Source organism: Nostoc sp. DSM 114160 (assembly GCF_053470305.1).
Window position 1 is genome coordinate 1,768,653 of the sequence record NZ_JBPFGO010000002.1, and the last position, 25,078, is coordinate 1,793,730.

Here is a 25,078-nt window from a genome sequence, read left to right on the forward strand (position 1 = left end):
TGGCGATCGCTATTCCCACACATCTATATAATAAGAAAACAGTCGTGATGAGCGATAACTATATTTTGAAACGTATACATACATACAGACAGCAAATCCTAAAACAAAATAAAGAAAGCTGTCTTTCGCCTATCCAAATAATAAGATACTAATAGTAATAGGATATACAAAAAATAGATTTATAACTTTACCAAATTCATATTTGAGTGCATCTGAGTACAGCTTAATATATTGCAAAATATCTTGATAAAATCTTAGCAAATGCTTACGGGTAAAGTTTCTTGTAGCGCGAACATAAATTCTTAACCCCTGCCCCAAAAATACTAGTACCCCCATCATTAAATACTAGTGCCCCTACCCCAAGATAAATTTTAAGTTTATTTGGAGTCGGGGTTTCGGTGTTTGAGTACAACCTCAATCAATCCAATAAATCCAATCAGCATTGGGTTTTCTATCGAGTCGGATGTCACCTGATATAAGCATAAAAATAGCAGATGACTCTCTTACCAGATAGACATTACCGATGCAACAGTCTTTAGACAGTATTAGCGATCCCCCAAGTACCAAAACGCAGGATTCTGCCCGTACATCCATGCTGAAAAATTTACTCTCTGGCGTTTTTTTTGAGCCATTATTGAGTGATTTTCGCATTATTTTTGAGCGCGATCCCGCAGCACGTAATTGGCTAGAAGTGGTGTTTTGCTACCCTGGATTACACGCGCTATGTTTGCATCGTCTTGCTCACTGGTTATATTGTCGAGGAGTGGGTTTCATCCCCCGTTTAATTTCTCATTTGGGGCGATTTTTGACAGGAATTGAAATTCACCCAGGTGCAGAGATTGGTCAAGGCGTGTTTATCGACCACGGAATGGGAGTAGTCATTGGCGAAACTGCAATCGTCGGCGACTATACACTGATTTATCAGGGCGTCACCCTTGGCGGAACTGGTAAAGAAACTGGTAAGCGTCATCCCACAGTCGGCAAAAATGCAGTGATTGGGGCGGGTGCGAAAGTTTTGGGTAATCTGCAAATTGGCGATCGCGTCCGTATTGGCGCAGGTTCCGTTGTCTTGCAGAATGTCCCCAGCGATCGCACTGTTGTAGGCGTTCCCGGTCGAATTATTTCTCGCAACGAAAGCGCTAGCCTTTCTCCTTTAGAACATGGAAAGCTACCCGATGTGGAAGCAACCGTGATTCGTTCTTTGCTCTCGCGCATCGAACAACTCGAAAAACAACTGCAAACTTTAGGCGTTAAGAGTCATTAGCCATTGGTCACTTGTACTGAGCGTAGTCGTTCGCGTAGCGTCTCGCAGAGAAGTATTGGTCATTTGCAAATGACAACAGACAAATGAGAAAGGACGACTTACAAATGACAAAGGACAACTGACAAATGACAAATGACACTTTAGGCGATCAAGTTTTGCAGATTCCTTTGAGCGATCGCTGGCGAATCTATCACCGTTTGCAAGAGTTAAAAATTAATTGCTCTTGTCCCCCCGATGGTTCTTTGCGAGTGCAAGTGAACAATTTGCTGGAAGTAATTCTAATTCGTAGTACAGTTATGCAACTTCTTGCTTCTCGTCACGAATTATTAGAATGGCTAGAGCGTTGCTGGTATTACAGTGATGAGTCATGATTATTTCAAAAAGACCTAATTTAGGCACGATTAATCTTGAATTCATGACGCAAGCACTGAACTTCATCCTTTTTGTTCATAGATGCACAAAGCTCAAATAGGTTTAGAGTTTGAAGCTACTGTCCGCTAGCAGAATTTATTGCAGACTGAGATGGATTAGATGGGGTTGAGATTTTGTTGGGTCTACTAAATCTGAAACTTCCCTGACATATAGCAACAATTAAAAAGGCGAAATTCCCAAATATAAATTGGATTTTCTAATTTTTAACCTTTTCCCAAATTAAGAAATTGAAAGTTCAATTATGGCGACTCGGAACAGAGATATAAAACTCCTCAATTTTTTGCACAATGAACTTGAACTTTCAAATGCCGATATTGCTGTAGCTCTGCGACACCGTGAATTAGAAAATGGCCCGCTACCGATGCTTCTGTGGCAGTATGGTTTCGTTGACTTGGAGCAGCTAGGAAAAATTTTTGATTGGCTAGCAGACCAAAGTTAGCGAATTTGCACCTCTTAGTGTTGAGTACCATTACCTGCCTAAATTACACCAAAATGCACTAGAAAAGATGAGGTTACGAAGATGATTACATCCTTAATTGCTGGCTTCTGCGTATTACTTTGTTCTGGATTTGCTAATAGTTATATTAGTTCATTGCTACTCGATGACATTTCAACTGACATCGGTAAAAACGATTAGTAATTTATACATTGTTTTAGTTCCCTGCCATACAGATGTAATGCTAATAATGGGGCAATAATTAAGGATCATGTATCCTACATTATGAATTGTGATATTTTTAGCATTTACCATCACGAGGGATTGTAGAGGGAAAGGATATTAAGAATACTTCCAAGAGAGGGATATTTGCAATGAATCAAATCATAATTAATGACACTACATTACGTGATGGCGAACAAGCAGCAGGTGTTGCCTTTACTCTACAAGAAAAAGTAGCGATCGCTAAGTTTCTCGATGCCATTGGTATACCGGAATTAGAAGTAGGGATACCGGCAATGGGCGACGAAGAAACGCGGGCGATCGCCGCAATTTCTAACTTAGGTTTACAAGCAAAACTCTTAGGCTGGAACCGTGCTGTCATTTCAGATATCAAAGCTTCCATCGCTTGTGGTTTGAATCGGGTGCATATTGCTATTCCCGTCTCTGGTATCCAAATTGCCACTAAATTTCATGGTCAGTGGCGAGTAAGTTTGCAAAAACTCAAAGACTCAATCCACTTCGCCCTTGACCAAGGTCTTTGGGTCGCAGTCGGCGGAGAAGATTCTTCTAGAGCTGATGAAAACTTCCTCTTAGATGTAGCACTTTATGCTCAAGACTGGGGTGCATCCCGCTTCCGCTTCTGCGACACCGTGGGAGTTCTCGACCCCTTCACCACCTACACCAAAGTCCAAAGGCTGGTTTCAGCGTTGACGATTCCCCTAGAAATCCACACGCATAATGATTTTGGTCTGGCAACTGCCAATGCCCTTGCTGGTATCAAAGCCGGAGCATCATCAGTGAATACCACAGTCAACGGATTAGGTGAACGGGCGGGAAATGCAGCATTAGAAGAAGTCGTCATGGCGATTAAACGCATCTACGGCGTTAATTTGGGCATTGACACACCCAGTTTGCTGGAACTGTCTCAACTAGTTGCAGCCGCATCAGGAGCTAGCGTACCACCTTGGAAAGCGATCGTTGGCGAAAACACTTTTGCTCACGAATCTGGCATCCATGCTCACGGAGTATTGCAAAACCCCATCACCTACGAACCATTTGCACCCGAAGAAGTGGGTTGGGAACGGCGTTTAGTAGTAGGAAAACATTCTGGACGGCATTTAGTTGCTAACTTACTAGAACAGCATGGAATTTTCTTGAATTCCCAAGAAACCCAATCTGTTTTAGACGCAGTGCGCCATCAATCGGTACAGAAAAAACGCAGTTTGACGACAGAAGAATTATTGAATTTGGTCAGAGAACAGAGGTACTCTCATGCAACGCGATGAATTAGAACTAAACTTGCCACCTGCTTTTGAAATTGGTGAAAAAGTCAGAGTTCGTAAACTGCTAAAAAACGATGGTACCTTTCCTGGTAAGGAAGTCGGCCAAGTTTTAGTCAACAAAGGAGATATCGGTTACATAGCGAGTATAGGCACATATTTGCAGACTTCCTATATATATGCTGTGCATTTCTTAGAAACAGGGTTTGTCGTCGGCTGTAAGAAAAAAGAACTAGAATCGGTTGAGGAGTCTCATGAAAGTAATGCTACGGATGAATGATGCCGGCACTTTAGTAGTTTACGTTGCTAAAAAAGACCTGGAAGAAGAAGTCGTCAAACAAATCGATGGAAACGATGGCAAGATTCTCACCCTAGCAAATGGTTGGGAATTAGAATTTCGTGAATTGCCAGACACAGCAAATTTACCTCAAACAGTAGAAGCTAAACGCCTAGCTTAAAAATAGTTAGGAGTTAAGAGTTATAAGTTAAGAGTTATGAGTTAAGAGTTATGAATTATTAACTCCTAACTCCTCACTCCTCACTTCTAACTCCTCACTCCTCACTTCTAACTCCTCACTCCTAACTCCCCACTCCTAACTTTTTATCAATCATGGGTAACAAATATTTGACGTTATCAGAATTGAACCTTGAGGGACAGTTACTAGGTTTTGTTGGCGGTGAACCAGGAAAATATAAATACTTGCAATTGGCAGTTCCATCTGGAGATGTGGAAATTAAACTGCCTAAAGAGTTGCGGCGGTTACTAAGTTCATCCTTAGTTCCTGGTCAGAAAATTCGCGTTTGTGGTCATAGTAAGATAGACTCGCGCACAAGTAAAATTAAAATTAAAGCCTATAAGGTGATACCAATTGATGCGTGTCCAAAGCAAGATTTACCACCTCAACCCAAAGCGAGGATTATGGTATGTCAAAAGGGCGGTTGCTTGAAACGTGGTGGTAAAGGTTTATTATCAGAATTAGAAAAAACTTTGTGCGATCGCGGTTTGCTAGACAAAGTTAGCATTGAACATACTAGTTGCCAAAAATGCTGTGGTAGCGCTCCCAACTGTGTTTTACAGCTTGGTAAAAAGAAATACAAGAATATTCATCCAGAAGCGATCGCAACTTTGCTAGAAAGTCACTTAACAGAGTAATAATCTTCTCTAGTTATTCTTAAGATAATACATAAATTTGTAGGGGTAAAATTTTTACCCCTATTTTTGTTGGTATAGTATAGCACCCTTGTCAAACTGCGATCGGCTAAGTTATAACTGCTGCAACGTTAGTAACACCGAATATAAACATAACTTATAAAACTTTCCAGTAGTCTTGTTCAACTTGTTCTAGCAGGACTACAACCTTAGATTATTTTGTATAAATTTTCTGCAATTACCTTAAGTACTTAGAAATAAATGTCTTTGTTCACAAATTTACTCAATCTGCATTCAGGAAACAAACCGCGTGAAGATTTTTTTACTGAGATTGTTGCTTATTTTTTATCCTTGAATAAGGATATTTTAATTGATTGGCTAAAGCATCACTCAATCATTAGTGATGATAATTATTCCAGCATCAAGATTTCAACCCAACAAGAACACCAAGGACTTGAAACCCATACTGAAGATAGTAGATTGGACATTGTAGTTGAACTATCAACTGGTTTAAATACAGATGTAATATTTATTGAATCAAAAATTGGTTCTCGTGATAGCAACAATGCATTAAAAAAATATGCTGATATTTTGAGTAATTTACCAAATGTCAGACATCGAATTTTAATTTACATCACCCGTGATTATGATCCAAAAGAAGAAATCAAGGAATATGATTATGCTCCAAAACCAGCAATCAAAGAGTATTGCCTTGAGTTATCACCCAAGATAAATTTCTTCCAACTGAGGTGGTATCAGTTTTATAGCTTCTTGAAAGACCGCGCGTCTGATATCTTAGCTCAAGAAATACTAATTTTTATGAGGAATAACAGAATGTCTCACACTAATCAATTTTCATCAGTTGACTTATTGACAATGGTGAATTACAACAAAACTCTCCTTCTTATGGAATCAACTCTCAGTGAAGAAGTACAGCAGGAATTCAAGCTAGCTTTTGGAGGTGTTATCAAAGGCGCAGCAAGTAGGACTCAATGGAAATGGGACGAGAGATATATTATCTACACCCACTTTTCTCCCTCAACATGGGACTTATGGTGTGGTCTTGGATACTTCAATTTAAATCCAAATAATTTAACTGATTATCCATATTTAGGTATATTTTTGCAGGTTTCTCATAGATTTGGACAACGCCCAAAAATTATTGAATCTATGCAAAAAATAATTAACGATAAACCCAATTTATGGACTCCTAGCAATTTAAAAGTTTTGCCAGCATGGTCAGGTATTTATTATCGAAAAAGCTTACAAGATTTTTTATCTGAAGAAAACCACGTATCTGCTATTAAATCATTTTTCCAAGAGTCAATAAAGGAATTAAAAACGGTTCAGGAACAATATTTTGATTTTCCTTGGAAGGGTGTAAGTATAGAAGCAACTACAGAAACTGATAAAGAAGACCCATATATTTTATCATCTTCTATCGGTGAAGTTTAATCAGCGAGAGCTTGCAGAAGAACTAGCAGCTTGTCTGCTTGTGTTTGAAAAATGTCATAAGCGTTACCGAGATTCTTTAAAGAATTGCCTGAGTAGTTTTGTATTTGATAATTATCTTATAAAAAAAATGTCCTTGCTAAAAAGTAAGGACATTGAAGTTTACCTATTTAATCTTTAGTGAGGAAATCTATACAGCTTGGGATACTTTTCGCTTAAGCTGTATCCAAAATTTCATGACTCCAGCTATCATTTATTACGAGATAAAGTAGTCTTTTATCTTGTCCATAATCACTGAAGAGAAATCAAGCCCTATTGCGAATAGTCCCTACCCAATTGCTACGCTAATTTCTTGCGTAGCTTGGTACCAGCCAAAGCCAGACCGACGATTCCTAAACCAGCGAGACTAGCAGGCTCAGGAGTCGATTGGACAATAGAAGATTTCTTGAATTCAAATGCAATGGTTTGTGTGCCATTAAATTTGCTGGCATCATAGCCAGTGGTTAGCAACTGCTGGGTTATATTACCCTGCGCTAAAAACGAGATTCCACTCAGATAATTTCCAGAGTTGATGACATTGAGATTAAATGTATTGTCCTTGCCGTTATTGGTAAAGTAACTATTGGTCAAATCACCATAACCGACAATACCACCACCTTGTTTTACCTGACTTTCGTAAGAATTCCCTCCTCCTGCTAAACCACCATATGTAGCAATGGTGTAGCCTTCTTTGATATTAGTAACTGTCTTTGCCTGAACATTACTATAAACACCTAGTTGTTGTACCCCTGAAGCATTCGCTGAAGCGAAATGAATACCAAACAAATCTCCGCTGCTCATAGCATTGCCAAAGGTCTTACCGGCCATATTGAAGAACAAATCACCATATCCAATCTGACCACCAGCAGCACCCTGTTCAGCCTCTCCTGTTAACTTCATATTGCCATTGATTGCCACAATGACGCTGGTAGCAGTTTCTTTGATAGCCATACCAGAGATATCGTAGGGATTTACTTTCCCTGGCGCGGCACCAACCCAGTAATTCCCGTTCATCCCATCTTTGTTTGAATCAAATGCATACTGCCACCCGTTAGCATCAGTGGAGTTTTTACCCATCAAAAGACCGGTAGTGTCGTTCAGACACTCCAAAGAGATGCTAAATGCTGTTCCCTTTAAGTCTGAGGCATAGGCTCCTTGACCAGCCACAAAGAAGATTCCAAAAGTAGCAATACCAACCTTCAGTAAATTGAATAAGTTTTGAGTTTTCATTATTTATAAATTGATTGATTTAGAGAATCACAATTTTTTGGACTCCTCTATTTGTAATTGGAATTACAAAAATATAAAAGCGTGATTTTTCGGAAAATATAATTTGGATAACTTAACGTTAATTTTATAAAACTCAAATAAAGAATGACATATTTAGTTACAATTGCCTTTATCTAACCCAATTGTATTAAAGTGAAATAGCAGCAAAGCCAAGTAGGTCTAGTAGCCTACGATTATCTGCACCCATTGAATTAGATAGTTTTAAAAAACTTTTGGGTTTGTGTAAGCTTAATAAACCATATCCCGCCAGCATCTCCGTACAAAGCATCTAAACGCGCGATCTACTTTAGAAAGTAATATCCGATTTGGATGAACACTTGGGCATTTACATTGCAACTTGCTATTTAAGGAAGTCAGGAGACAGGGGTCGAAATGAATAAGCCTCCTGACGACTGACACCTTTATTCTGGTTCTAGCAAAAAATGCAACCTTTCTAATCAAATCAAACCTTCCAACGCGTGTTGCAAATCGTTCGTTATATCAGCAACAGCTTGTCTAGCACCCAACCGATTTTCCTTATATACCGGGTAACGCTCAGAAATAGATATGGGTTCACCCACAGTTATTTTTACTTTTTGCTTACCTAATTGCGGACGCTCCACAGTTTTGTTGCCTTTGATTTTAGCAATCATTTGCCATAAAATTAAAGTCGTCTCAGCAAATCTTTCTGCTGTTGGATTTTCACGAATATAATTACCAGAAACAGCCACAAAACTTTCTACTAAACGCATATGCCACATCCGCGCATTCGCTTCTTCAGCAATGCGATCGCCTAAAGCTCTTTCAACCGCAGATACTCCTTTGACATCTTTAAATTCTTCTCTAAATATATAATTCCAACCTGCTTGTTCGACTCGTCGGCAACGGTCACTCAAACTACCTTTTGACTGCAAATTAAAATACTGTTCTGAGATGAGCAATGCTGCATTCAATAAAGCTTGTAAACGAACTGCTAATGCTTCATTTCTATCAGGAATTTGCCCGTTGACAATCTTGGGATCTGGCAGTTTTTGATGATAAAACCGGGTGTAAAATTCCTCCATGAGTAAAAGTAAATGTTCTGCCAAAGTCAATAACCGGGGATAAAGCGACTCTATAGAAGTATTTTCTGCTGGATTCACAGGTAAACCACTAGCCGCTTCCAATTCACTTAAAAGATTAGCGATCGCATCCCAAGGAGCATCAACGTAACTATATTTAATCCCAACTGGTACAATTAAAACCTGTTGGTCGCTTCCAGCTTTTTGCAAATCTTCAGCACACCAAAAGCCTAATTGGGCGATACCAGGTTCTAGGGGGCTAATATTCTCCGATAAACCATTGGTTGCACCCTCTGGCGCAGCCGCCATTGGGAATTTGCCATTGGCGAACAAGTCACGCGCCGAACGTAACCCCGTCCCAGTCAGCCTTACCTCGCTGAATCGGAGTCCCACCTAAACGAGAAGCAATCCAGCCAACGTAAGAACCTGCCCAGAGAGGAATACCGCGATCGTAGATAAAATGAGCGTGAATGGGATATTGTAGTTTTGTACCTTGCGATCGCGCTGTCTTTGGTACGATTTGAGATAGCAAGTAACCTAAACAAAACGGATCGTCTGTTTTGGGATGGCGAAATGCCAGTATAAAACGGATTTTACCCTCCTGACACTGGCGATAAAGATCCACTAGAACCTCTACGTTATCTGCTTCAATTTGGCTAATAGGTGTTTGCCAGTTTATCCAACTGGGTAGTAATAGATGGACAACTCTTAGCAATAAAGGGTTAAACGCGGGAGGAATAAATTCTAAGGGTGCCTGTGCTTGATAAATTACATCTGCCAAAGTAGTTTCTCCTAAAGATGCCCTGATTATAATCGCCTGATGGTTATTTTTTTAAGATATCCTAACGGCTGTAATATGCCCTGAGTAATGAAGTCAAAGTAAAACTGGCCTATTGTGCTGTGCTTGGCACATTACTCAGCTTAGAAAACTAGGATACCTTCTTAGTCTACGCAGATTATTTTAATGAAGCGTACTTACGCAGACTTATAAAGTATTTTCTGCTGCAATGGAAAGTGTTGGCAGATGTGGAGATTTAGCAGCACTTGCAAACTTAATAACAAGAAAGACTCAAACTAAATCCTGGCAATACATCTTCACCCGATAATTGTGTGGGTAAATTTTGCACTTTCGTATCTTGTTTTTGGCGATAAATTTCTACTTGCTGCTGTTGAGGGTTAATTAACCATGCCAATTGCACCCCTGCATCTATATATTCTTGCATTTTGGAACGCAACATTTCCAAATCATCTGTTGCTGACCTTAATTCAATCACAAAATCGGGTGCAATGGGGGGAAATTTGCGTCTTTGTTCGGGTGTAAGTGCTTGCCAACGTTCTCGTTGAACCCAAGCGGCATCTGGGGAACGGTCAGCACCATTAGGTAATTTGAATATAGTAGAAGAACTGAAAGTGTAACCGAGGCCAGTTTGCCGATTCCAGATTCCTAGATCGATAATTAAATCTGCTTCTCGATTGCCGCTTTCACCTCCAACGGGGGACATGATGATTAATTCTCCCTTGGCAGTGCGTTCAAATTTCAATTCGCGGTTATTTTGACATAAGTGATAAAATTGTTCGTCACTCAAGTGAACGGTGTCTAGTTTTAATGTCAAAGGACTCATAACCTAGACCTAGATTAAATAGTTGCAAAGATTATATCATGCGATATCTTAATGGCTGTAAGATGCCGACCGCACACCACGCAAGTTCAAAAACTAAGATGCTTTTCTGACGCGCGATTTCTAATCGCCAGTTGGTTTATAAAGAAATTAGAGATTCTGGAAAGGGAATAAACGATGCGACTTTCACAAATGTTATTTGTTACACTGCGGGACGATCCGGCTGATGCTGAGATTCCCAGTCATAAATTATTACTCCGTGCAGGTTACATTCGTCGCATCGGTAGTGGTATCTATGCTTATTTGCCTCTAATGTGGCGGGTACTGCAAAAAGTTTCCCAAATTGTGCGGGAAGAAATGAACGCTACAGGCGCACAAGAATGTCTCCTACCACAATTACAACCTGCTGATTTATGGAAGGAATCGGGACGCTGGGACACTTATACCAAAGCTGAGGGGATTATGTTTTCCTTAATTGACCGCCGCGAGCAACAATTAGGATTAGGCCCAACTCATGAGGAAGTAATTACAGCGATCGCTCGTGATATGATTCGCTCTTATCGCCAGCTACCACTAAATCTCTACCAAATTCAAACCAAATTCCGCGATGAAATTCGTCCCCGCTTTGGTTTAATGCGCGGACGAGAGTTTATCATGAAGGACGCCTATTCTTTCCATACCGATGAAGCTAGCCTGAAAGAAACTTACCAGGATATGTATAAAGCCTACAGCAATATCCTGCGGCGTTCTGGTTTAGCTTTTCGGGCAGTGGAAGCTGATTCTGGTGCAATTGGTGGTTCTGGTTCTACAGAATTTATGATTTTGGCGGAAGCTGGCGAAGATGAAGTTCTCTACACTGAGGATGGTAAATACGCAGCTAATGTAGAAAAGGCTGTTTCTTTACCAATTGACGCCGAAACCTCACGGTTTACAACCTATGAGAAACGCGATACACCTGGAACAGAAACGATTGAAAAGGTGTGTCAACTCCTCAACTGTTCTGCGACTCAATTGGTGAAAAATGTCCTTTATCAGACAGTTTATGATAATGGTGTAACGGTGTTAGTTCTGGTAAGCATTCGAGGCGATCAGGAAGTTAATGAGGTCAAATTGCAAAATGAACTGACTAAATTAGCTTCTGAATATGGCGCTAAAACGATTATTAGTTTGAATGTACCAAATGTAGAAGCCCAGCAAGCATGGACAACTAAATCTCTGCCTTTAGGCTACATTGCGCCAGATATCGCAGATGAGTATATTACTGCTAATAAACAGATCCATCCCAAGTTTTTGCGCTTGGTGGATCGAACAGCAGTTGATTTAAAAAACTTTATTACAGGCGCAAATGAAGCTGGTTATCACGTAGTTGGTGCTAATTGGGATGAGCAATTTAAGTTACCAGAGAGAGTAGTAGATATTCGTAAGTCAAGACCAGGCGATCGCGCCATTCATAATCCAGAACAAATCCTACAAAGCGCCCGTGGAGTTGAAGCAGGTCATATCTTCCAATTAGGTACGAAATACTCTCAAGCGATGGGTGCAACTTATACCAACGAACAGGGTGAAGAAAAGCCGCTAGTGATGGGTTGTTTTGGTGTCGGTGTGTCACGATTAGCCCAAGCTGCCGTCGAGCAATCTTACGATAAAGATGGGATTATTTGGCCAGTTGCGATCGCACCTTATCACGCGATCGTCACAATCCCTAACATTAAAGATACTCAACAAATCGAAATCGCTCAAAAACTTTACACAGAACTCAATCAAGCCGGAATTGAAACCCTACTGGATGACCGCGACGAACGGGCGGGAGTGAAATTTAAAGATGCTGATTTAATTGGCATACCTTATAGAATTGTAACCGGGCGGGCGATCGCTAATGGCAAAGTTGAAGTTGTAGAAAGAGCCACCCGTAAATCTCAAGAAATTGCCATTGATGAAGTGACAACAACACTCAAAGGTTGGATTACAGAAGCAATAGGGCATTAGGAGTGCTGTTAGCGTCAGCGGGGCGTTTAGCCCGTGCTGAGTTAAGAGTAGAGACGCGATTAATCGCGTCTGTACAAGAGTTAAGAGTTATAGGGCTAGGTTAGGAGTTTTGTTTATCCCCTTGTCCTTTTGTCCCCAACTTCTAAGTAGATAGATGCAAATAAAGATAACCAGTGTTCGCGCAGCGTCTCCTTCAGGAGAGGGTTGTCATTTGTCACTTGTACTGAGCGTAGTCGAAGTATTTGTCCTTATTCATTTGTAAGGGTTTTAGGTATATTTACATTTCGTAACCTAGTTAGGTTTTTTCTCGCCGACTTACTTAACTCCTAACTCCTAACTCCTAACTCTTAACTTTTCACTCTCGATTCTCAAAAATTTACATAATTTGGTAGGTGACGGATTAGAAATAAAAATTCTAAAATTGAATTAGGGGCTTACAGAATTAAGAAGCATTTAAGCCGCCTCTAGATTGTGGGAAACTCTCTACTTATAAGTATCGTCTTTAACCAGGCTGCTCCTCACATAACTACCATATCAGCCCTCAGTTAGGAAGGTTTTGAACATGAAAGACCAACAAGGATCTAATCGTATTTCTTCAGGCGTAATTGCAGCTGTATCAGCAGCGGTTGTAGCGGTGGGTGGCGGTGTAGCTTGGTTTACCACACAATCCAACAATCCTCCCACACCGTCAAACCCTTCTAGCCGAATTGAACAGCCAGCACAGCCATCAACTAGGCAGCCAGCTAATGAGCAAACCCCCAACGTTTATTGGCTAAGACCAAAAGACAAAAATGTTGCTTTGGTTCCCCAGCCTGTTAAAGTAGCTTCTGTACTACCCAACCAGGCTTTAGAAGCAGCTTTCCAAAGTTTGTTAGCAGGCCCAACAGAAGGAACAGATTCTACAACCATACCCAAAGGAACCAAGCTATTGGGGCTGAAGGCGGAAAAAGATGAAGTTCGCGTTAATTTATCTGAAGATTTTACTAGCGGTGGTGGTAGCACTTCAATGATGGGCCGCGTGGGACAAGTTGTTTACACTGCAACAACTTTAAATCCCAAAGCCAAAGTGTACATTGACGTAAACGGCAAACCGTTGGATGTTTTAGGCGGTGAGGGTCTAGAGTTACAACAACCACTCACTCGCGAACAGTTTCAAAAAGATTATCCGCTTTAGTCATTAGTCATTAGTCATTGGTCATAAGTTTTTTACAAATGACAACTGACAAATGACAAAGGACAAAAGACCTAACGTTTGCTATTTAATACGCGAAAATTACGGGCTTGCTGCTCCAACCTTGTGGCGAGGCGATCGCAAACCCGATTACACAACTCAAAAATCATTTGATCTTCCACCCGGTAATAGGCGCAAGTTCCTTCACTGCGGCGGCTAAGGATACCTGCTTGCCACATTACCTTCAGGTGCTTTGACACATTTGCCTGAGAAGTCTGTGTTGCCTCTACCAACTCTTGCACGCATTTTTCTTCATCCCGTAATAAGTGTAGCAGCCGTAGGCGCATTGGCTCACTTAATAGGCTGAAGTATTCAGCTACTTGTTGCACCACTTCTGGTGGTAAAGGCAACGTTTGTTTCATCAGGGTTGACCCACAAGGACTGAAAGTTTTAACAATGACTCATGTCATATATACATTAATACTTAATCAGGGTTAATTCGCATCAAAGGTTGACCATATTCTACAGCGTCGCCATTTTGGAGGAGAATTTCCATCACCTGTCCAGAGACTTCGGCTTCGATTTCATTCATCAGCTTCATGGCTTCAATGATACAGACTGTTTGACCCTTGCGGACGCGATCGCCCACTTCCACAAATGCCGCTTCCCCAGGCGCAGGAGCGCGATAAAACGTTCCTACCATTGGGGAAGGCACTTCTACTAATCTCTGGTCAATGGTTGAGGGAGAATTTACTGATAACTGCATTTGTGTGCTAGTTCCAGTATTCTCAAATACACGAGATGTGGACATCTCCGTTACCTGACTTCCGCTCATCTGGTTTCCCCCAGATGAACCTGATGTCAAGCCTGAACCTACCACACCGCCTAAAGTCCCTTGACCCTACCGACAACATCTGATTGCTAATGCTCACAGCCTTACGGACTGTTAGCTCAAAATCATCGCTTTTGAGCGTGACTTCTGCAATATCTGTTTGTGCGATAGTTGCCAAAAGTTGGCGGATTTCATTAAAGTCCAATGGCACAGTTTTTATTACCTCGACCTATCCGTAAATGAGCATCTTAAGTGTGGCAGGGAATTAATCCCTATGTAGGGATTTAAATCGGGACTTGCATCTTTGTAGAGATGAAAGTTATTCCCTGCTGATATATTTGTCTTCCTGAGTATCAACCTTGATGCGTTCTCCTTGAGAAATAAACAAAGGAACCATCACAACTGCACCAGTTTCTAGAGTTGCTGGTTTTGAGCCACCTGTAGCGGTATCACCTTTTAAACCTGGATCTGTTTGGACAATTTCTAGAACCACAGACTTAGGTAACTCTACTCCCAGAACTTGGTCGCCCCACTTAATCACTTCGGCTTCCATACCTTCCTTCAGGTACTTGACGCGATCGCCAATTTGTTCGCGAGTCAATCTGCCTTCTTCGTAGGTTTCCATATCCATAAAGACAAACTCATCGCCTTCTTTATAGGTATGCTGCATCGTGCTTTTTTCTAGAGTGGCTTGCGGCACTGTTTCCCCTGCGCGGAACGTTTTTTCCATAACGTTCCCACTCTGGACATTTTTTAGCTTAGTTCGTACAAAGGCAGAACCTTTGCCTGGTTTGACGTGCAAGAATTCAAGCACTCGCCATACAGACCCATCCAATACAATTGAAACACCGGGTCGAAAGTCGTTACTGGAGATCATGAAACTTTCAAATTTTGGAAGACAATCGGCATTTATTGTACCCTTCAAGCGGAGTAATTAGCTATTTAGTCACGGGGCATTGGGCATTATGAGTGCTGTTAGCGATAGCGGGGGGTTTAGCCCGTGCTGTTAGCGTCAGCGGGGCGTTTAGCCCGTGCTGAGTTAGGAGTTAGGAGTTTTGTTTATTTCCTTGTCACCTCGCTCACTCACTCCCTCACTCCCCCCATCCACTTGCATTTATTTTCACTCAGCACTCAGCACTCAGCACTCAGTACTCAGCACTCAGCACTCATACTGTGGGAAGATTATTTATGGGTTACGTCCAGTCAACAATTCACTGCTGCATTTGAGTTATCCCATGCTTAACTTATTAAAATCCTGGCTGAAGAACAGCCTAATGGCAATACTGCTGATAACAATATTTTTAGGCATAACTACAGCTGGGTGGACTCCCTCCAGTAGCGCCGCACTGCCAGCCGGCAATGCAATTACCGACGGAAAGGCTTTGTTGCGGTATGCACTCCCGATAGATAACAAATCTGTGCGGCAACTACAAGGCAGCTTAGAGGACATCTCTGCCCAACTGCGGGCGAATCGGCGTTGGGGTGCTATTTCCAAAGACATCAGCCAAGCATCCCGCATTCTCGATAAACCTTCCCAAATCTTAACAAGCGTTCCTGAAGAACGCCAACCCCAAGCTGAAGCTTGGATTACCGAGTTGAAATCTGGGGTGAGTAAATTACAAGAATTGGCGAACAGCAAAGATAAAGAACAAATTCTGCAAGAGAGAAGCAAACTTTTGAATCTTGTTACTCAGCTAGAAGAGTCAATGGTGAAACAATTTCCCTTTGAAGTGCCTGCTGAGTACAGTAATCTGCCGCAACTTAAAGGTCGTGCCACTATAGAAATCAAAACTAACAAAGGTGATTTGTCCCTTGTCGTAGATGGTTACAGCGCTCCTGTGACTGCTGGTAATTTTGTAGATTTGGTGCAGAGGGGTTTTTATAATGACTTAGAATTTACCCGTTCTGAAGAATCTTACTTTTTGCAAACTGGAGATCCTGCTGGTAAAGATGTGGGTTTCATTGACCCAAAAACGGGCAAATATCGCGCTATTCCCTTAGAAATCTTAGTTCAAGGAGATAAAGCACCTACTTATGGCATTACTCTAGAAGAAGCTGGTCGTTACGTTGATATGCCAGTTCTACCTTTTTCTGCGTTTGGTGCAGTAGTGATGGCTCGTCCCGAAAGTGAAGTAAATGGTGGTTCATCACAATTTTTCTTCTTTTTGTTTGAACCAGAACTCACCCCCGCCGGACGCAATCTATTGGATGGTCGTTATGCCGTTTTTGGCTATCTCACCGAAGGTAAAGAAGTTTTGGATAAACTGAAGGCTGGTGACAAAATTGAATCGGCAACCGTGGTTCAAGGAATAGAAAATTTGGTTCAGCCGCAAGCTGCATAAGATAGGGCAAGGGAGCAGGGGAAAATAATCTTGTACAGACGCGATTAATCGCGTCTCCCCTGATTCAGATTTCCAGCGGTGAATATCCGATCGACTGCGATCGCCATTTCTGGAAAAGTCCGCGATATAATTTGCTGGGTATCAGTAAAAACTGTTTCTTCGTAAAATCCATCTTCCAGTAGTAACACTGAAACTTTTGTTGCCAGTGGGTCTACAATCCAATATTCAGGAACCTCTAAAGCAGCATATTCCGACCGTTTATAACGATAGTCTCGTTTCATCGACTCTGGACTGACCATCTCGACAATTAGTAACGGTGGTGACTCAAATACTGCTGAAGCATTCAACAATTCTCTAGCTTGTTCCAGTGTCACTAGACACAAATCAGTCAACCTAGATTTATTTCTACCCGTTCTCACGCCACTTTCTCGAAAAGTCAGCCAAGTAGAGTTACAACGTTTAATTTCTGCTTTCAAGGCAGTATCCAAAAAATCGACAATCAGAAAATGTTCAATCGTAGGTGGATTCATTAGCTCTAGCTTGCCATCCACCAGTTCATAATGGAAACCGTTGCTATCATCATAGGTTAAATACTCCTCAAATGTGATGCTGGTTACTGGTGTTGTGACCATTCCAACTGACTCCTAGACAATACCCTTATCTTAAACAGTAAAGTAAATCATCAGTTTTCTTCGTAATTTTGCAACACGGAAAACCGATTGTGAACAGTGAGTTATCTTCTCAACAAGTAAAAGACATTGGCGAACAAGGTCTTTTAGAAAGATTACAGCGTTTCTGCCCACCAGAAATTATCGGCGATGATGCCGCAGTACTTGAAACTGCATCAGGGCAATCTTTGGTAGTGACTACAGATGTACTGGTTGATGGCGTACATTTTAGCAACATCACCACTTCCCCAGAAGATGCTGGTTGGCGAGCTGTTGCTGCCAATTTATCAGATTTAGCCGCAATGGGTGCTTCCCCATTGGGAATCACTGTCGGGTTGGGACTACCCAGTAAACTTAAGGTGAGTTGGGTAGAACGCTTGTACCAGGGAATGACGGAATGCTTGCAAAAATACAATACCCCAATTGTTGGGGGTGATGTGGTGCGATCGCCTGTTACTACTCTGGCAATTACCGCTTTTGGTCAAGTTAACCCTAGTCAAATTATCCGCCGTTCTGCTGCTGTTGTAGGTGATGCGATCGTCGTTACAGGCGTTCATGGAGCCTCCCAGGCTGGCTTAGAACTGCTCTTACATCCCGAATTAGGACAAAACCTCAAAGATGCAGAACGCACGGCTCTAATCCGCGCACATCAACGTCCACAACCACGATTAGATGTCTTACCAATCCTCTGGAAAATCTTAACTCCTAACTCCCAACTCCTAACTCTTAACTCCCGACTTCCCATTGCTGGGATGGATAGCAGCGATGGTTTAGCAGATGCGATTATTCAAATTTGCCGCGCGAGTGGCGTTGGTGCTGTCTTAGAACACAGACAAATTCCCCTACCAAAAACTTTTAACCATTGGCTGACACCAGAGCAAGCGCTGGAATATGCTCTATACGGTGGCGAAGACTTTGAATTAGTGCTGTGCTTACCACAAGAATTGGCATCAGCCTTAGTGCAACACCTTGGAGAAGGTGCTGCGATCGCAGGCAGGATTACAGCCGGCTCGACAGTAATATTACACGACGAGCAACAAAAATTCCCCGACCAAGTTCTAAGTCTTAGCCAGGGATTTCAACATTTTAGTCAATAATCCTTTGTCATTTGTCCTTTGTCTTTTGTCATTTGTGAAAAACCAATGACCAATGACTAATGACTAATGACTAATGACTAATGACAAATTAATTATTGCCACTTTTCGGCTACCAACTCTGCCAAATCCAAGACTCGCTGGCTGTAACCCCACTCGTTGTCATACCATGCCATAACTTTTACTAGGTCACTGCCCATAACCAAAGTCAAGCTGGAATCGACAATCGAAGAAGCGTCAGTACCTTGATAATCAGAAGATACTAGTTCTAGTTCGCTGTAGTCCAAAATCCCTTTAAGTGGGCCTTCGGCAGCATCCTTGAGAGCTTGGTTAACTTCTTCAGTAATAGTACGCTTCTCAACCTGAACTACGAAATCTACCATTGAGACGTTCGGGGTTGGTACGCGCAAGGCAACGCCATTTAGCTTGCCTTTGAGGTCTGGGATAACCAGTGCCACTGCTTTTGCTGCACCAGTAGAAGTAGGTACAATGTTTATCGCTGCGGCCCTTGCCCGTCGCAAATCCCGGTGAGAAGCGTCTAGCAAGCGCTGATCGCCTGTATAGCTGTGGGTGGTGGTCATCGTACCTTTGATGATGCCGAACTTATCGTTCAACACCTTGGCGATTGGTGCCAAGCAGTTGGTAGTACAGCTAGCGTTACTGATAATGTGGTGTTTGTTGTGGTCATAGTCATGATGATTCACACCAACCACAAAAGTACCATCCTCGTTTTTACCAGGAGCGGTAATCAGAACTTTCTTGGCTCCAGCATTTACGTGCTTGAGCGCTCCTTCTTTGCTAGTAAATACCCCGGTTGCTTCGATAATTAGGTCAATTCCCCAATCTTTCCAGGGCAAGTTTTCTGGGTTGCGATCGGATACGCATTTGATGGTCTTACCGTTGACGATGATCGAGTTATCGTCAGCACTAATCTCAGCATCTTTGATCTTGCCTAGCATGGAGTCATACTTTAGCAGGTGAGCATTGGTTCTAGGGTCTGAAGTGTCATTAATCGCGACAAGATCGATCCGACTATTCTCTCTACCCACCCAGCAACGCGCAAAGTTACGTCCAATCCGCCCGAAACCGTTGATTGCAACTCTAATCACAGTGTCTTGCCCTCTGTATTTATGCTTATTATGTTGATATCGTTGACCCCAATCATATCGCAAAGGGGGGGGGCACTTTTAACCATAAAGTGTTAGATCAATAAAAAAACACATAATTTATTCAGATTTGTAAGAGTAGAGATTGTTGTTAGTGATATATGATCTGACCGATTCCGGGACTAAATAACGAATTGACTGGCGTTCGCCCTTGGCGTTGACGAAGTTATCGCGGCAAAATTTGCGAATTAGACTTGACGAAACTCCGACTATTGGTATATTCAAGAGTTGCCAGTGAACGATCAAAGACTGCTCCCTGAGTTGTTGCTCGACTTGCTTGCAGATTAATTTGCTTTGAGTTATAGTCTCACCACCTAGCTGTCGGGGTGCGATTAACCAATTACACATTTGTGCTAATTCGTGTCCCCGGTACCAACTGGGTAAGCTTTGGAAAGTATCCAAGCCCACAATCCAGTACCAATGAGTATTGGAGTAACAAGCAGATAAGTCAATCAGGGTGTTAATGGCATAAGAAGTTCCAGAGCGATTAGTCTCCACTAGTGAGACAGTAAATGCTGGGTTATCTTTGATGGCTAATTGCAGCATTTGCACGCGATGCTCAAACAATGCTGCTTCTTTGTGAGGAGGGTTTAAGGATGGCACCCAAATTACTTTTTCAAGGGATACTTGATGCAAAGCTGTCTCGGCTACGAGCAGGTGTCCCCAATGAATTGGATCGAATGTGCCACCAAAAATTGCTAGTTGCTGCATCCAGATAAACCTGGGTTATATGCAATTGAAAAATAGTTTCATTACCAATGTACTATTGTACTCAATTCACGCCTAAACTTGATGCAATTTCAAATTAGTTTCACTAAACAATGTATTATGTAGCCAATTCCAGTAAGGTAGCCAAAAATATGTATTTGACATTACAAGAATTTCTTTCCCGATGCAGCCAAAATTTTCAGAATAATCTTAAGAACAGTTCAGAAATAGCAAAAACCTCCAACCAAGGTAAAATCATTCTCAACCAGGAAAGCCAGAGCAGAAACATCATTTGGGCATCAAACATGAACATGATACAGGAGTAGTTACGGTAAAAATCAAATTCCTGTTATGATACGCGTGTCATTTGTGATTATGGTGTGGTGTGGTGTAAAAGGAGCAATAAATGACTAATTCTGTAGATTTTAGTGGTAGACCATTTCATTTCATTGGTATCGGTGGCATAGGTATGTCTGCTCTGGCATACGTTCTTGCAAAGCGTCAATTTCCAGTATCAGGTTCGGATCTTCGTCCTAACCACATTACGCACAAGTTGGAATCTATCGGTGCTCATATTTTTAGTAAACAAGAGGCAAGCAATCTCGAATTCTTTCATCCTCAGGTATTAGCTAATCCAGTAGTATTAAATTCACCAGAAGAATTACCTACTGCTACTAAGTCAAAATTGCCTCAAGTCATTTGTTCAACAGCAATTAACACTAATAATTTAGAATACAAAGCAGCGCTGGAATTAGGTTGTCCAGTTTTTCATCGTTCAGATGTCCTAGCAGCTTTAATTGCGGATTACTACAGTATTGCAGTGGCAGGAACACACGGCAAAACTACAACTAGTAGTATGATTGGCTATATGCTTCTGGAAGCAGGCCTAGATCCAACAATTTTAGTCGGTGGCGAAGTCAATGCATGGTCCGGTAATGCTCGATTGGGACACAGCCAATATTTGGTAGCCGAAGCAGATGAATCGGATGGTTCTTTAGTAAAACACGCTCCCGAAATTGGTATCATCACCAATATTGAACTCGATCATCCTGACCACTACGATACATTAGAAGAAGTTATTGACACCTTCCAGACATTTGCTAAGGGTTGTAAAACTTTAATAGGTAGCATTGACTGTGCGACAGTGCGCGATCGCTTGCAACCCACAATTACCTACAGCTTACACTCAGATACCGACGCTGATTACACCGTCACCAATATTGATTATCGTGCTGATGGTACCACGGCTTTGGTTTGGGAAAAAGGCAAAGCTTTGGGCGTGTTGACATTGAGGTTGCTCAGTCGGCATAATCTCAGCAATGCTTTAGCCGCAGTGGCTGTTGGTCGCGCTTTGGGTTTAGAATTTGGAGCAATTGCCAAAGGTATCGCCACCTTTGAAGGAGCAAGACGACGCTTTGAGTTTCGAGGTGAAGTCAATGGCATTACCTTCATTGATGACTATGCTCATCATCCTAGCGAAATTCGCGTTACTCTCGCCGCAGCACGTTTACAGGCAAGACCAGGGCAAAGAGTGGTTGCCATCTTTCAACCCCATCGCTATAGTCGTACACTGACCTTTTTAGATGAATTTGCCGAGTCATTTACCCACGCTGATTTGGTGGTGTTGACTGATATTTACAGTGCAGGCGAACCTAATTTAGGGCAAATTAGTGGTGAACGTCTAACGGCGGAAATTGCTAAACAGCATTCTCCTGTAGTTTATCAACCAACTTTACCCGCAGTGTGTGAGTACTTACTACAAACACTACGCCCAGGAGACTTGGCACTGTTTTTAGGGGCTGGAAACTTGAACCAGGTGATTCCTGAAATAATTACGACACTTTGTGAGCCGGCTAAAGCCACATCTTAAGTCGAGACTTTGCGAAGTTTTATTTCTGAGCAAAGCGCTCCTCTGGCAACGGTTCATTTGTGAATTTTGTTACCGTATATTTACGGTAAATTAATGTAAAAATTTTACCAAAATAAAGTAAAGATGACCATTTCCCAGGCAGCTGGAAACGTCTGCACAGTTTCTGCTTTGAATACAAAGAAACCCCAAATAACAAATTCGGTGGAGAGTGAAGTAATCTACTTACCCAATACTGATTGTGCGATCAAGTCCCAGGCTTCTTTGTCAGCGTTTACTTCCTATAGAGTTGGAGGAGCCGCTGATTTATACGTTGCCCCCCGAAACTTAGAAGCACTGCAAGCAAGTCTTAAATACGCTAAAGAACGCGATCTAAAGGTGACAACACTGGGAGCAGGTTCTAACTTGCTGGTGAGTGATGGTGGTATATCAGGCTTAGTCATTGCTACTCGTCATCTCCGCTTCAGCAACTTTGACCCTCAAACCGGTCAATTAACCGTTGCTGCCGGAGAATCAATTCCTAGTTTGGCATGGGCCGCAGCAGAGTTAGGGTGGCAAGGATTGGAGTGGGCTGTTGGTATCCCTGGAACAGCCGGAGGTGCAGTGGTAATGAATGCAGGGGCACATAATAGCTGTATCGCAGATATGTTAGTTAGTGCCGAGGTACTTTCACCCGATGGTACGCTGGAAACCCTTACCCCGGAACAATTAGGTTATAGCTACCGGACTTCATTATTGCAAGGTGGCGATCGCATAGTCACCCAAGCCACCTTACAACTCGCGCCAGGTGCAGACCCAGCAAAAGTTGTGGCAATTACCAAAGAACACAAAAAGCATCGGTTAAGCACTCAACCATACAACTTCCCCAGTTGTGGCAGTGTGTTTCGCAATCCCAAACCTTACAGTGCTGGCTGGTTAATTGAACAAACTGGTCTCAAAGGCTACCAAATTGGTGGCGCACAAGTAGCACTACTACATGCTAATTTTATCGTTAATCGTGGTGGAGCAAAAGCTAGTGATATCTTTTGTCTCATTCGTCACATCCAACATCAAGTACAAGAACGTTGGTCTATTAATTTAGAGCCAGAAGTTAAAATGCTCGGAGAGTTTCAAGGTGCTTGTGGATAAAAAATGGGGAATGGGGAATGGGGAATTGGAAGATGAGGGAGAAGAATTAATAACCAATGTCCTACTCCCTACTCCCTATTCCATACTCCCCACTCAATGACGCATTAATTATTGGTAAAAAAAGAGTCAAATTACTTACCGCATCTATAATTGAATTTGATTTGTTATTCAACGCATACGCGTACAAATAATTATGACAGGAAAAGGACAGGGATTCGGCTTTGGCTTAGGAAAAATGAAAGAATTAGCCGAAGCTTTTAAGAAAGCGCAGCAAGTTCAAGAAGGCGCAAAGCGACTCCAAGAAGAATTGGAGCAAATGGAGATTCAAGGAGAATCTGGCGGTGGTCTTGTAAGGGTGATTGTCAGTGGGAACCAAGAACCCAAGCGGGTAGAAATTTCTCCAGATGCTTTAGCAGAAGGTGCAGAAGTACTTTCCGATCTTGTAACAGTGGCAATGAAAGAAGCCTACAACAAGTCCACAGCAACAATGCGAGAACGCATGGAAGAATTAACCAGTGGGTTGGAGTTACCTGGATTTTAATCATTGGTCATTAGTCATTAGTCATTGGACAAAGGACAAATGACTATTGACTATTGACAAATTATATCTATGCCTTACAAGTTGCTGTTTGTCTGCTTAGGTAACATCTGCCGATCGCCATCGGCAGAAAATATCATGAATCATCTAATTGAGCAGGCTGGCTTGAGCGAACATATCCTCTGTGACTCTGCTGGTACATCTAGCTATCACGTTGGTAGTCCACCTGACAGACGCATGAGTGCGGCGGCTGCTACTAAGTTGGGAATTAAACTGCGTGGTCGAGCACGCCAGTTTGAAAAGTCAGACTTTCAAGACTTTGATTTGATTTTGGCTATGGATCGAGAAAATTATGAGAACATCCTCACTCTCGATCGAACTAAGCAATATCAGCATAAAGTGCGTTTGATGTGCGAGTTTTGCTCTCGACACACTCTAAAGGAAGTTCCAGATCCCTATTATGGTGGTCAAGAGGGATTTAATCAGGTTATTGATTTACTGATCGATGCTTGTGAAGGTCTGCTGACAAAAGTTAAAAGGGAAGAGTTATGAGTTAGGAGTTTTATTCCTTGCTCCTGTACAGACGCGATTAATCGCGTCTCTTCTCCTAACTTTTATTCTACTAAACCATGCTTCATCGCATAACGCACTAATTCCGCGCGGTTGCTGGTTGAGGTTTTTCTTAATAAACTGCTAACGTACTTTTCCACAGTTCGAGGACTCAGGTGTAGCTGATGACCCATTTCGGCATTAGAAAGCCCATGAGTCAATAACTCTAAGACTTCCTGTTCTCTGTGAGTTAGGGATGAGTGCAGATGGGATTTCTGAATTTGAGTGGACAGAGAATTATGGGCATCTCCCGCTTTTGTCAAACCGGAAATGCCCAAACTATCTTTATGAGAAAAACGATATTCTGATTGGATAATTTGCGATCGCTCCAAAAGATTGCGGATTGCTGCTGCTAACTCTTCCAGTTCAAAAGGCTTGGGTAAATATAAATCGCACCCTGACTGGTAGCCTAGAATTCTTTCTTGGGTCTTAATGCGTGCCGTTAATAAAATTACAGGCAATAAACGAAACACTGGTTGTTGACGCACCCGGCGCACCAGTTCATAGCCATTCATCCGTGGCATAACAATATCCGTGACAATCAAATCAGGATGATACTCATCCACCATAAACAAAGCCTCTTGACCGTCATTAGCCACGATCACTGAGTAGCCAGACAGTTCAAGATAGTCGCTAACAGACAGACGAGTGCCCAAATCATCATCCACTACAAGGATCGTCAAGGGCATGGATAATACACCCCTAGCATTTTTTTACTCAGAAATTTGCTTTTATGTACTCCGTT

Annotated in this window: 24 protein-coding genes and 2 pseudogenes; 16 read left to right on the top strand and 10 right to left on the bottom strand. The window is 42.0% G+C overall.

Translation table 11 applies throughout. The features are described from left to right. Positions 1-523 precede the first annotated feature (523 nt). The 8 genes from cysE to NSTCB13_RS24935 all read left to right on the top strand — a co-directional run bounded on the left by cysE (position 524) and on the right by NSTCB13_RS24935 (position 6,239). On the top strand, positions 524-1,264 hold the full coding sequence (gene cysE / locus NSTCB13_RS24900; RefSeq protein ID WP_448274134.1) for a serine O-acetyltransferase: 741 nt from the start codon (positions 524-526) through the stop codon (positions 1,262-1,264). A 125-nt stretch (positions 1,265-1,389) separates the two neighbouring features. Then, positions 1,390-1,635, top strand: coding sequence for an Asr1405/Asl0597 family protein (locus NSTCB13_RS24905; protein ID WP_448274135.1), 246 nt, complete (start codon positions 1,390-1,392; stop codon positions 1,633-1,635). 302 nt (positions 1,636-1,937) lie between these two features. Next, a complete protein-coding gene (locus NSTCB13_RS24910) occupies positions 1,938-2,135 on the top strand; it encodes a DUF2949 domain-containing protein (RefSeq protein ID WP_094349915.1) in 198 nt (65 codons plus the stop codon). A 371-nt stretch (positions 2,136-2,506) separates the two neighbouring features. Continuing rightward, the gene (gene nifV / locus NSTCB13_RS24915) at positions 2,507-3,640 is read left to right on the top strand and encodes a homocitrate synthase (RefSeq protein ID WP_448274136.1); all 1,134 of its coding nucleotides are present in this window, start codon (positions 2,507-2,509) and stop codon (positions 3,638-3,640) included. Beyond that, entirely contained in the window at positions 3,627-3,914 is a 288-nt protein-coding gene (locus NSTCB13_RS24920) for a nitrogen fixation protein NifZ (RefSeq protein WP_069070441.1), read from the top strand. The genes nifV and NSTCB13_RS24920 overlap by 14 nt, the downstream gene beginning before the upstream one ends. Further along, positions 3,889-4,092: a putative nitrogen fixation protein NifT gene (gene nifT, locus NSTCB13_RS24925; protein WP_448274137.1), complete on the top strand. Its 204-nt coding sequence runs from the start codon at positions 3,889-3,891 to the stop codon at positions 4,090-4,092. Before NSTCB13_RS24920 ends, nifT begins: the two co-directional genes overlap by 26 nt. Before the next feature lie 152 nt (positions 4,093-4,244). Further along, a complete protein-coding gene (locus NSTCB13_RS24930) occupies positions 4,245-4,787 on the top strand; it encodes a (2Fe-2S) ferredoxin domain-containing protein (protein WP_448274138.1) in 543 nt (180 codons plus the stop codon). Between the two features lie 258 nt (positions 4,788-5,045). Continuing rightward, positions 5,046-6,239: a PD-(D/E)XK nuclease family protein gene (locus tag NSTCB13_RS24935; protein WP_448268170.1), complete on the top strand. Its 1,194-nt coding sequence runs from the start codon at positions 5,046-5,048 to the stop codon at positions 6,237-6,239. 336 nt (positions 6,240-6,575) lie between these two features. Here the strand turns inward: NSTCB13_RS24935 and NSTCB13_RS24940 are convergent, their stop codons facing one another. The 3 genes and pseudogenes from NSTCB13_RS24940 to NSTCB13_RS24950 all read right to left on the bottom strand — a co-directional run bounded on the left by NSTCB13_RS24940 (position 6,576) and on the right by NSTCB13_RS24950 (position 10,227). Further along, on the bottom strand, positions 6,576-7,505 hold the full coding sequence (locus tag NSTCB13_RS24940; protein WP_448268171.1) for an XDD3 family exosortase-dependent surface protein: 930 nt from the start codon (positions 7,503-7,505) through the stop codon (positions 6,576-6,578). A 497-nt stretch (positions 7,506-8,002) separates the two neighbouring features. Next, positions 8,003-9,386: pseudogene (locus NSTCB13_RS24945) on the bottom strand (1-acyl-sn-glycerol-3-phosphate acyltransferase). Positions 9,387-9,657: 271 nt separating this feature from the next. Continuing rightward, on the bottom strand, positions 9,658-10,227 hold the full coding sequence (locus NSTCB13_RS24950) for a Uma2 family endonuclease (protein WP_445630273.1): 570 nt from the start codon (positions 10,225-10,227) through the stop codon (positions 9,658-9,660). Between the two features lie 174 nt (positions 10,228-10,401). Between NSTCB13_RS24950 and NSTCB13_RS24955 the strand changes: the two genes are divergently transcribed. Next, positions 10,402-12,210 carry a proline--tRNA ligase gene (locus NSTCB13_RS24955; protein ID WP_448274139.1) on the top strand — a complete coding sequence of 603 codons (1,809 nt, stop codon included), beginning with the start codon at positions 10,402-10,404 and terminating at the stop codon, positions 12,208-12,210. Positions 12,211-12,772: 562 nt separating this feature from the next. Continuing rightward, positions 12,773-13,384: a GerMN domain-containing protein gene (locus NSTCB13_RS24960; protein WP_445630271.1), complete on the top strand. Its 612-nt coding sequence runs from the start codon at positions 12,773-12,775 to the stop codon at positions 13,382-13,384. 71 nt (positions 13,385-13,455) lie between these two features. Here NSTCB13_RS24960 and NSTCB13_RS24965 read toward each other — a convergent pair whose 3' ends face one another. From NSTCB13_RS24965 to efp, 3 genes and pseudogenes are all read right to left on the bottom strand, one after another. Next, the gene (locus tag NSTCB13_RS24965; RefSeq protein ID WP_094349905.1) at positions 13,456-13,803 is read right to left on the bottom strand and encodes an ArsR/SmtB family transcription factor; all 348 of its coding nucleotides are present in this window, start codon (positions 13,801-13,803) and stop codon (positions 13,456-13,458) included. Between the two features lie 62 nt (positions 13,804-13,865). Beyond that, positions 13,866-14,424 (bottom strand): annotated as a pseudogene (accB, locus tag NSTCB13_RS24970) (acetyl-CoA carboxylase biotin carboxyl carrier protein). 108 nt (positions 14,425-14,532) lie between these two features. Beyond that, positions 14,533-15,090 carry an elongation factor P gene (gene efp, locus NSTCB13_RS24975; protein WP_448268177.1) on the bottom strand — a complete coding sequence of 186 codons (558 nt, stop codon included), beginning with the start codon at positions 15,088-15,090 and terminating at the stop codon, positions 14,533-14,535. Between the two features lie 358 nt (positions 15,091-15,448). On the opposite strand from efp, the gene NSTCB13_RS24980 reads away from it, so the two are divergent. Beyond that, positions 15,449-16,555, top strand: coding sequence for a peptidylprolyl isomerase (locus NSTCB13_RS24980; RefSeq protein ID WP_448274140.1), 1,107 nt, complete (start codon positions 15,449-15,451; stop codon positions 16,553-16,555). 44 nt (positions 16,556-16,599) lie between these two features. Here NSTCB13_RS24980 and NSTCB13_RS24985 read toward each other — a convergent pair whose 3' ends face one another. Next, positions 16,600-17,187 carry a Uma2 family endonuclease gene (locus NSTCB13_RS24985; RefSeq protein ID WP_448274141.1) on the bottom strand — a complete coding sequence of 196 codons (588 nt, stop codon included), beginning with the start codon at positions 17,185-17,187 and terminating at the stop codon, positions 16,600-16,602. A gap of 89 nt (positions 17,188-17,276) precedes the next feature. Here NSTCB13_RS24985 and thiL point away from each other — a divergent pair, with 89 nt between their 5' ends. Beyond that, positions 17,277-18,320 (top strand): thiamine-phosphate kinase, encoded by a 1,044-nt coding sequence (gene thiL / locus NSTCB13_RS24990; RefSeq protein ID WP_448274142.1) that lies wholly within the window; start codon positions 17,277-17,279, stop codon positions 18,318-18,320. 92 nt (positions 18,321-18,412) lie between these two features. Here the strand turns inward: thiL and NSTCB13_RS24995 are convergent, their stop codons facing one another. Together NSTCB13_RS24995 and nadD are read right to left on the bottom strand one after the other, a co-directional pair. Beyond that, positions 18,413-19,426, bottom strand: a complete 1,014-nt coding sequence (locus NSTCB13_RS24995; RefSeq protein ID WP_322681363.1) for a type I glyceraldehyde-3-phosphate dehydrogenase — start codon at positions 19,424-19,426, stop codon at positions 18,413-18,415. A gap of 117 nt (positions 19,427-19,543) precedes the next feature. Further along, positions 19,544-20,194, bottom strand: a complete 651-nt coding sequence (gene nadD / locus NSTCB13_RS25000; protein ID WP_448274143.1) for a nicotinate (nicotinamide) nucleotide adenylyltransferase — start codon at positions 20,192-20,194, stop codon at positions 19,544-19,546. A gap of 403 nt (positions 20,195-20,597) precedes the next feature. On the opposite strand from nadD, the gene murC reads away from it, so the two are divergent. From murC to NSTCB13_RS25020, 4 genes are all read left to right on the top strand, one after another. Further along, positions 20,598-22,061 carry a UDP-N-acetylmuramate--L-alanine ligase gene (gene murC / locus NSTCB13_RS25005; RefSeq protein ID WP_448274144.1) on the top strand — a complete coding sequence of 488 codons (1,464 nt, stop codon included), beginning with the start codon at positions 20,598-20,600 and terminating at the stop codon, positions 22,059-22,061. A gap of 123 nt (positions 22,062-22,184) precedes the next feature. After that, positions 22,185-23,186 (top strand): UDP-N-acetylmuramate dehydrogenase, encoded by a 1,002-nt coding sequence (gene murB / locus NSTCB13_RS25010; RefSeq protein ID WP_448274145.1) that lies wholly within the window; start codon positions 22,185-22,187, stop codon positions 23,184-23,186. Positions 23,187-23,379: 193 nt separating this feature from the next. Further along, complete coding sequence (locus NSTCB13_RS25015) at positions 23,380-23,727, top strand: YbaB/EbfC family nucleoid-associated protein (RefSeq protein WP_322673862.1); 348 nt, start codon at positions 23,380-23,382, stop codon at positions 23,725-23,727. Between the two features lie 69 nt (positions 23,728-23,796). Then, positions 23,797-24,276 carry a low molecular weight protein-tyrosine-phosphatase gene (locus NSTCB13_RS25020; RefSeq protein WP_445630263.1) on the top strand — a complete coding sequence of 160 codons (480 nt, stop codon included), beginning with the start codon at positions 23,797-23,799 and terminating at the stop codon, positions 24,274-24,276. Positions 24,277-24,338: 62 nt separating this feature from the next. Here NSTCB13_RS25020 and NSTCB13_RS25025 read toward each other — a convergent pair whose 3' ends face one another. Further along, positions 24,339-25,022: a response regulator transcription factor gene (locus NSTCB13_RS25025; protein ID WP_445630262.1), complete on the bottom strand. Its 684-nt coding sequence runs from the start codon at positions 25,020-25,022 to the stop codon at positions 24,339-24,341. Between the last annotated feature and the right edge of the window lie 56 nt (positions 25,023-25,078).